The 7,464-nt window shown below is 75.6% G+C and carries 6 protein-coding genes and 1 pseudogene; 1 reads left to right on the top strand and 6 read right to left on the bottom strand.

Translation table 11 applies throughout. The annotated features are described in order from the left end of the window. From KBX39_RS17550 to KBX39_RS17525, 6 genes and pseudogenes are all read right to left on the bottom strand, one after another. Positions 1-162, bottom strand: a pseudogene (locus KBX39_RS17550) (hypothetical protein); the annotation flags it as partial. 73 nt (positions 163-235) lie between these two features. Further along, positions 236-1,243 (bottom strand): hypothetical protein, encoded by a 1,008-nt coding sequence (locus KBX39_RS17545; RefSeq protein WP_210871563.1) that lies wholly within the window; start codon positions 1,241-1,243, stop codon positions 236-238. 165 nt (positions 1,244-1,408) lie between these two features. Beyond that, a complete protein-coding gene (locus KBX39_RS17540) occupies positions 1,409-2,935 on the bottom strand; it encodes a serine/threonine-protein kinase (protein WP_247660314.1) in 1,527 nt (508 codons plus the stop codon). 292 nt (positions 2,936-3,227) lie between these two features. Continuing rightward, complete coding sequence (locus tag KBX39_RS17535) at positions 3,228-5,018, bottom strand: hypothetical protein (RefSeq protein WP_210871561.1); 1,791 nt, start codon at positions 5,016-5,018, stop codon at positions 3,228-3,230. Positions 5,019-5,059: 41 nt separating this feature from the next. Then, on the bottom strand, positions 5,060-5,500 hold the full coding sequence (locus tag KBX39_RS17530; protein ID WP_043323868.1) for a DUF4395 domain-containing protein: 441 nt from the start codon (positions 5,498-5,500) through the stop codon (positions 5,060-5,062). A gap of 114 nt (positions 5,501-5,614) precedes the next feature. Continuing rightward, a complete protein-coding gene (locus tag KBX39_RS17525; protein ID WP_233607907.1) occupies positions 5,615-6,061 on the bottom strand; it encodes a thioredoxin family protein in 447 nt (148 codons plus the stop codon). Between the two features lie 212 nt (positions 6,062-6,273). Between KBX39_RS17525 and KBX39_RS17520 the strand changes: the two genes are divergently transcribed. Further along, on the top strand, positions 6,274-7,407 hold the full coding sequence (locus tag KBX39_RS17520) for an N-acetylmuramoyl-L-alanine amidase (protein WP_210871559.1): 1,134 nt from the start codon (positions 6,274-6,276) through the stop codon (positions 7,405-7,407). Positions 7,408-7,464 lie beyond the last annotated feature (57 nt).

The raw sequence follows: 7,464 nt of genomic DNA, 5'->3' as shown, positions 1-7,464 counted from the left end.
GTCGAAGTGGACCCGCTCCAGCACCTTGTCCACGAGCTTCAGCACGGCCTTGGCGATCAGCCAGCCGGCGATCAGGATCGCGACGAACGCGACCGCCTTGGGCAGGAACAGCATCACCGAACGGAACGCGTCGCCCACCGCGTCCCCGAAGTTGTCTCTCATCGAAGGGCCTCCACGTACGTGGTCCAGGTTTGTTCGGGTGGGGCTACCCGGACCCGCGCGCGGGGAAACGCGGTCAGCCGCCGGGACAGCGGTATCTGACGCGGGTGCCGGCCGGCATCGGCGCCGGTTCGATGATGGTGACGGTGGCCGTGCCGACTGTCGTGCCCACTCCGGAGAACGTCCACTCCAGGGTGAGGGTCGCGGTGTGCTGCCCGCTGCCGACCCGCTCGGTGAGCACCGCGCCGGGCGGGCCGTCCGAGCGGAACCACTGGTAGCGGATCGTTCCGGCGCGCCCGTTGGTCCGTACCGTGGCCACCACGTCCACCGTCACGTCGCACGCGACACCGGCCGGCCGGTTCGCCGCCACCGACACCTGCTCGACCTCCATCGGGCGCAGCCGCTGCCACAGGTAGAGGCCGACAGTGAGCAGCAGCGCGGCGGTGAGCAGCGTGGACAGCACCGAGACGACACGCCGCCAGACCGGTCGCGGCCGGATCGGGGGCGCGGTCGGCCAGGGCGGCGCGGGCGGCGGCGTCACCGGCACGCCCGGCCCGAAGCGCAACTCGCCGCCGGGCGCGGGCGCCGGGACGCCGCTGGGCGCCCGCGCGCCCACGGTCCGATCCGGGTACGCCCCGGCGCCCGTCGCCGCCGGCGGCCCGCCGGCCTGGTGCCCATGCGGTACCCCGGTGGGCTGCCACGAGACGGTCGGCTCCACGCCCGGGCCCCTGGCCGGCGGCGCCGGCCGCGGACGCACTGTCGCCTGCCCGGTCACGGTGCCCGGGGCCGGAATCGGAGCCGTTGCCGGAGCCGGAGCCGGACTCAGGTGGACGGTCGGCTCGGCATCTGGCGAGCGGTCCACCTCCGGCCGGGCGAGTGGCACAGTGGGCTCCGCGCCGTCCACGGACAGCGGCACCGTCGGCTCGCCGTTCACCGCAGACAGAGAAACGGTCGGCTCCGCCTCGGCGGCGGCGCGGGGCGCGACGAGGTGGACTGTCGGCTCGGCGGCATCGGCGTCCCCGGGCGGGGTCACCGGCAGGGCGCGGGTCGGCAGCGCCTCGGTGGGCTCGTCGGGCCGGGTCACGCCGGACGTCCCCGGAACGGGATGCGGTGCTGGGCAGCGGGCACTGTCGTACTCCTAGCCGGGGGTGCAGTCGTGGTAGAGCGTCACGTACACCGGTGACGCCGAGGTGGTCGTGTTGCCGGCGGCGTCGGCGGCGGTGACCCGGATCGGGATGCGGGCACTGCGCTAGGCCGAGGACAGCGGGCCGAGCGTGCCGGTGAACACGCCGCGGCCGGCGGCGGCCATCCGGACCGTTCCGGTGGCGCCGTCGAGGGTGTAGCCGAAGGTGACGGTCAGCGCGGCCGGGGAGCTGCGGTCGTCGGTGACGGTGGCGGTGACGGTGCTGCTCTTCGCGCCGTAGGGGCAGCCCTTCGGGTCCAGCTCGCCGGGGTCGGCGCGTACCCCGTCCACGACCGGCGCGGTCACGTCCGGCGGTGGCGGGGTGGTGCTGCGCGACGCGCTGGGGGTGGGCGTGCCGGCGCGGGTCGGCGACCCGGTCCGGTCCGGGGTGGCGGACGGCGCGGGCGGCGGTGACGCGGTGGGCGGGGTGGGTGTCGGCGACGGGCTCGGCGACCCGGCGGCGGTCGGGTCCGGTGTGGGCGCGGTCGTGGTGGCCGGGGCGGCGCTCGCCGGGCCGGTGGGGGCGGCGGCGTCGGTGCCGTCGTTGGCGGCGTAGCTGTAGCCGGCGCCGCCGGCCACGACGGCGGCGGCCAGGGCTCCGGCGGCCAGCGCGGTACGGGTGCGGCCCTTGCGGAACAGTCCGCGCCGGCCGGAGCGCGCGCCGAGCGCCGTGTCCGCCACCTCGGTGTAGGCGACGGCGGTGGCCCCCTCGGCCCGCTCGGGGAACGGCCACAGCGCGGCCAGCAGCGCCGCCCGGCGGCCCAGCTCCCGCAGCCCGCGTTCCTCCCACTGCGGGCCGTAGCCGGCGCCGGCCACCTGTTCCAGCAGGCCGAGGAACGCCTCGGCGGACTCGGGCCGCTCGTCGGGGCGCTTGGCCATGCCGTGGCGCAGCAGCTCGTGCACCGGCGGGGGCGCCGCCTCGGCGGGGATCGGCGCCAAGGCGTGCTGGTCGCGCAGCGAGAGCAGGTCCGGTCCCTGGTACGGGGGCCGGCCGGTGAGGCATTCGAAGAACGTGGCGGTGGCGGCGTAGACGTCGCACGTCGGGGCGGCGGGGGCGCCGGTCCACTGCTCGGGGGCCATGTAGCGGGGCGTGCCGGAGACAGTCGTGTCGGAGCCCTGGCCGACCGGCATGGCGATGCCGAAGTCGGCGAGTTTGCTCAGCCCGGCGCCGGTGACGAGCACGTTCTCCGGTTTGTAGTCGCGGTGCACGACACCGCGGGCGTGGGCGGCGGCCAGGCCGGCGAGTGAGCCCTTGAGGACGCAGAGCGCGGCCTCGGGCGTGGTCGGGCCGTGCGCGCGCAGCATCTGGCGCAGCGACACGCCGTCGACCAGTTCCATCACGATGGCCGCGCCGTGCGGGCTCTCCACGTACTCGTAGAGGCGGCTGACGTGCGGGTCGTCGATCTCGCCGAGCAGCCGGGCCTCGGCGCGGAATGCGGTCCGGAACGACGAGTCCTCGCCCAGGTCGCGGACCAGGTACTTGATGGCGACCGGGGTGCCGGTCCGGTCGTGGGTGGCGAGCACGACGCTGCCGGACGCGCCGGCGCCGAGCCGGCGGACCGGCGTGTAGCCGGACAGTTCCCAGCCGCTCATGCGACAGACTCCACCGCGTCCCACGGGCGGGTGTCGGATGCCGCCTCGCTGGTCATTCTCACCGGGCCGGGGCGGCCGGCCATCGGCGCAACGGCTGCTTCCGGCCGCCGGTCGGCGGCCGGGCGCCCGCGCGGCACGGCGCGGCGCGGTAGGTGGTCGGTTTCGGACACACCGCCACGAGTACCAGATCCCGGCAACCACCCTCACCTCGTTGATCATGAGGTTGGCGTGGACAAAAGGGACCGACATCGCCGTCAACTTCATGATCGACGGAACAGGCGGAGGGTGGCGGTCAGAAGCGGCGGGGTGGGGGGATGCCTGCGGGCGGAGGGGTGCGGAGCAGCCAGATCGGGTTGCTGGCGCCCACGATCTCGCCCTCGCGGTCGCGTACCTGGGTGCGCACGTACGTGCCGACGCCGACGCGCACCGGCTGGTCGTGCCAGCCCGCCCGCAACTGCCGCCACGGAACCCGCCCGACCCGGACCGCCGGAGTCGGGTCCGCGACACCGGCCCGGTCGACGTCGCCGGTGACCACCTCCAGCGTGGCCCCGGCGGGCAGGTCGGTGGCGCGCAGCCGCACCGTGACGGGGTCCTCGGCGAGCACGGCGAGCGCGCCCATGCCGCTGCGGCCACCGAGTTCCAGGTCCAGCGCGCCCCGGTAACCGGCCAGGTCGGCGAACCACGCCTGCCCGGCGCGCAGCGCCGCTACCAGGTCGTCACGGCCGGTCGAGGCCGCCCAGACGGAGGTGACGTTCCGGTCCCGGCCGGCCCGCCAGTCGGTGCCGTCGTGGTCGTCGGTGACCCCCACGGCGGTCAGCGGGATCGCGTTGCGGGCCGCCACGTCGTACGCCCAGAGGTAGTCCTCGACCGGCCGGCGCCCGATCTCGATCAGGTCGACGCCGAGCGCGTTGCGGCTGACCAGCAGCCGGGCCAGTGACTCGCGGCGTTCGGTGTCCAGCGGATGGTTCCAGCACACCACCCCGCCGTGCGAGTGCAGGAACCGCACCATCTTCTCGGTGGCCTCGACATCGTTGTCCCGGTACGGCGGGGACGGGAAGCTCGGCAGCGTGCCGTCGCCTCCGAACCAGTTGAGGTGCCGCACCATCGACACCTCGTACGCGCGGTGGTGGGTCACGCCCGGGTACGCCCCGTCGTAGCCGCGCAGCACCTCGGCGCGCATCTCCTCACCGGCCTGCCCGGCCCGGCGGGCGCGGTCGAAGACGAGCCGGTCCACCAGGTACGCGCCGCGCGCGCCTTCTGCCACCGTGACGCCGAGGCGCAGCCCGCGCAGCGAGTTGTCGCCCGCCACCAGGTCGGGCCAGAGCCGCCGCACGTCGGCGAGCAGCTCGAACGTGTGCCGCTGCCAGGCGCCGGCCGGGGCGGGCCGCTCCACGGTGCCGAAACGGCCGTCGACGGAGTGCCGGACCGTGTCGACGCCGCCGAGGCGGTAGCGCAGCACGAGCTGCCCGGCGGGGCGGCCGGTTCCGGCGGGGTGGTGCGACAGCGCGATCTCGACGGTGAGCGTGGCGTCCCGGCCGGCGGCTTCGGGGCGTACGTCGAGGTGCAGCGTGGTGTCGGAGATGTTGGAGGTGTGCGTCCAGTTCCACGCCTTGCCCGCGTACCAGTGGGCGCCGGTCCCGGCGGCGACCAGGCGCAGCGCGCGGCCGGGACCGTCAGGGGCGTCGGGGACGTCCACGAAGTCGGCGGCCGACGCGGTGAGCCGCCCCTCGGTGGCCGGCTGCCACGTCCAGGCCAGCCCGCCCTCGCGTTCCTCCGGGCCGTCGAAGTGGACGACCCGGCGGTGGTCGTGGGCGGCGACCCGGAAGTCGTGGTCGGTCCACCAGAGCACGTCGACGGCGTTGCGGCGGGCCTGGTCGAGGTGGGCGGCGTAGCTGGCCACGCCCTCGCTGAACGAGGCGTGCAGGTGCATCGCCATGCTGATCGGCCGCCGTCCGCGCGGCGCGGGCGGCGGTGGCCGGTCGTTCGTGGCGGCCAGCCCGACCGGCACGCCGATCCCGGCCACCGCGAGTCCGCCCGCCGCGACGAGCACGCTGCGCCGGTCCAGCCGTGCGCGACCTGCCATGCCCCTCCCCCATCCGCCGGGGCCAGCGTACGGGCGGACGGTCAGCGTGGGGGCGCCGCCACCCGGCCGGCCAGCGGCCGCCCGGTCAGACGGCGGATCGTCAGGTACGCCTCGCAGCCGAGGCAGAGCCCGAACGCGGCGTTGAGAAAGGCGGCGGCGAGCGCCGCGCCGGTGGCGGCCAGGCCGAGGGCGGGCATCCCGGCGAGCCAGCCGGCCGCGCCGACGACGCTGAAGACCAGGCCGACGAGCTGGGCGAAGCGCACCGGCGCGACCGGCTCCAGCTCCGCCGGCGGGTCCAGCCGGGGCGCCACCAGGGCGCGGAACAGCAGGCCGTACGGCCCGAGGCGCGGGTTGAGCGCGGTGAGCGCGAACACGACGGCCTGGGCGAGCAGGAGCAGCCCGGAGCCGGTGACGAGGACGACGGCGAGGACGACTGTGGTGAGGACGGCGGCGAAGCGCGGTCCCCGGGGGTCGAGCAGCATGGGGTGGGTCCGTTCGTGCGGGGGCGGTCGGTCAGGCGGAACGGACCGGCGCACAGAGGCTCGCGGCGAGCCGCCCGTGGTCCACCACCCGGCGGCGGGTCAGCCGTACGCCGGTCATCGGGCCGCCCCGGCGGTGAGCGCGGCGATCAGCTCGTCGCGGTCGGGCACGCCCGCGGCCCGGCGCACGACGCGGCCGGCGCCGTCCACCACCAGCACGGTCGGGGTACGCCACACGTCCAGTTCCCGGGCCGCGTCGAGGTGCTCGTCCACGCCGACCTCCAGCACCGTGACCCCGTCGAGGCGGGCGGCGACGTCGGCGAGGACCCGGCGGGCGGCCCGGCAGGGCGCGCAGACCGGGGCGGAGAACTGCACCAGCGTGCGCTCGCCGGGGCGTACCCCGAGGGCGGTGAGGGTGGCCCGGTGCGGCGCGGCGGCGTCCGATGGGCGCTTCCGGACGGCGCGCAGCCGCCCGTCGTGGCGGCGGCGCCACCAGCCGAACGCGGTGGCGGCCGCGAGCACCGCGACGAGCACGAGAATCCCGGCCGGGCTGGGCGACTGCACGGGTCCAGGCTGCCACGGCCGATCACGACGCGACATGGTCCATCCCGGTCAGCGGACGTGAGATCGCCTACTCCGGCGGTAGGAGCGGCCCGGCGAACGTCGCTTTTGTCCTCTGGCGCGCCGCGCCGCCTTGGCAATATTCTCCACCTCGCGCGCAGCCGTTGGAGTTCCTTTACATCACCCGGCCCCGGCCGGGCCATCGAGGAGGCGGAATGCACTTCGACCACCCCGAGCTGGACCGCCGTACGCTGCTGCGGGCCGGTCTCGGCGCCGCCGCGGTCGCGGTCGTCGGGAGCGAGCTCGTCCGGCCGGCCGCCGCGCACGCCGCGCCGGGCGCGGACCTCGACTGGATCATCAGTTGCGACGAGTGGGCCGCCCGCCCGCCGGCCGATCCGCTGTCGGTGAGCGCGACCCCCACCAACAAGATCATCGTGCACCACATGGCGTTCCCGAACGTCACGGACTACTCCGAGGAGCACGCCAAGCAGCTCGCCCGCGACTGCCAGGACCTGCACATGGACGGCAACGGCTGGTCCGACACCGGGCAGCACTTCACCGTCAGCCGCGGCGGCCACGTCCTGGAGGGACGGCACGGCAGCCTGGACCGGCTGCGCGCCGGCGACCGGCAGATGATCGCCGCGCACTGCCCGGGCGAGAACGGGCGGGCCATCGGCATCGAGAACGAGGGCACGTACGTCACCGAGACGCCGCCGGAGGAAATGCTCGACTCCCTCGCCCGGCTGTGCGCCGCGATCTGCCGGCAGTACGGGCTGCACGCCCACGACATCTTCGGCCACTGGGACTTCCGGGCCACGCTCTGCCCGGGCGCGATGTTCTACCGGGAGTTCCCGGCGCTGCGCCGCGCGGTGTTCAAGCAGCTCGGCACCAGGCTCGGCGACGTGCCGGCCCGCCGCTGGCCGGACATCTGGCGCTTCGTCGGCGGCCCGGTGGTCCAGGTCGCCCAGCGCCTGCTGACGTTCCGCGGCTACACCGTGCCGGTCACCGGCGTGTTCGACGCGGCCACCGTCGCCGCCGTGCAGGACTGGCAGGCACGCAACGGCATCCCGGTCGACGTCGACGCCACGCTGACCGCGCCGACCTGGGAGACCCTCGCCCCGGAGCTGGACCAGAAGTCCACCGGCGTCCCGGTGGCCGCGGCGCAGTTCATGCTCGCCGCCAAGGGCTACGCCGAGGTGATCGAGACCGGCGAGTACGACCACGCCACCCGCACGGCGGTGAAGGACCTCCAGCGCCTGCACGGACTACCGCCCAACGGCAAGATCAGCACCACCACCTGGTGCGCGCTGGTGGGGGGTGTGGTGCGCCAGTCGTTCCACAAGCACTGACGGCGCACCGGCGGGGAGAGCGGTGGGGGTGGCCACGGTGCCCCCCCCACCGCGGCG

Origin of the sequence: Micromonospora sp. D75, assembly GCF_018070405.1 — a bacterium.
Lineage (GTDB): Bacteria > Actinomycetota > Actinomycetes > Mycobacteriales > Micromonosporaceae > Micromonospora > Micromonospora chalcea.
Note: the sequence above shows the minus strand (reverse complement) of the source record. Positions and strands in the feature narration are given on the sequence as shown.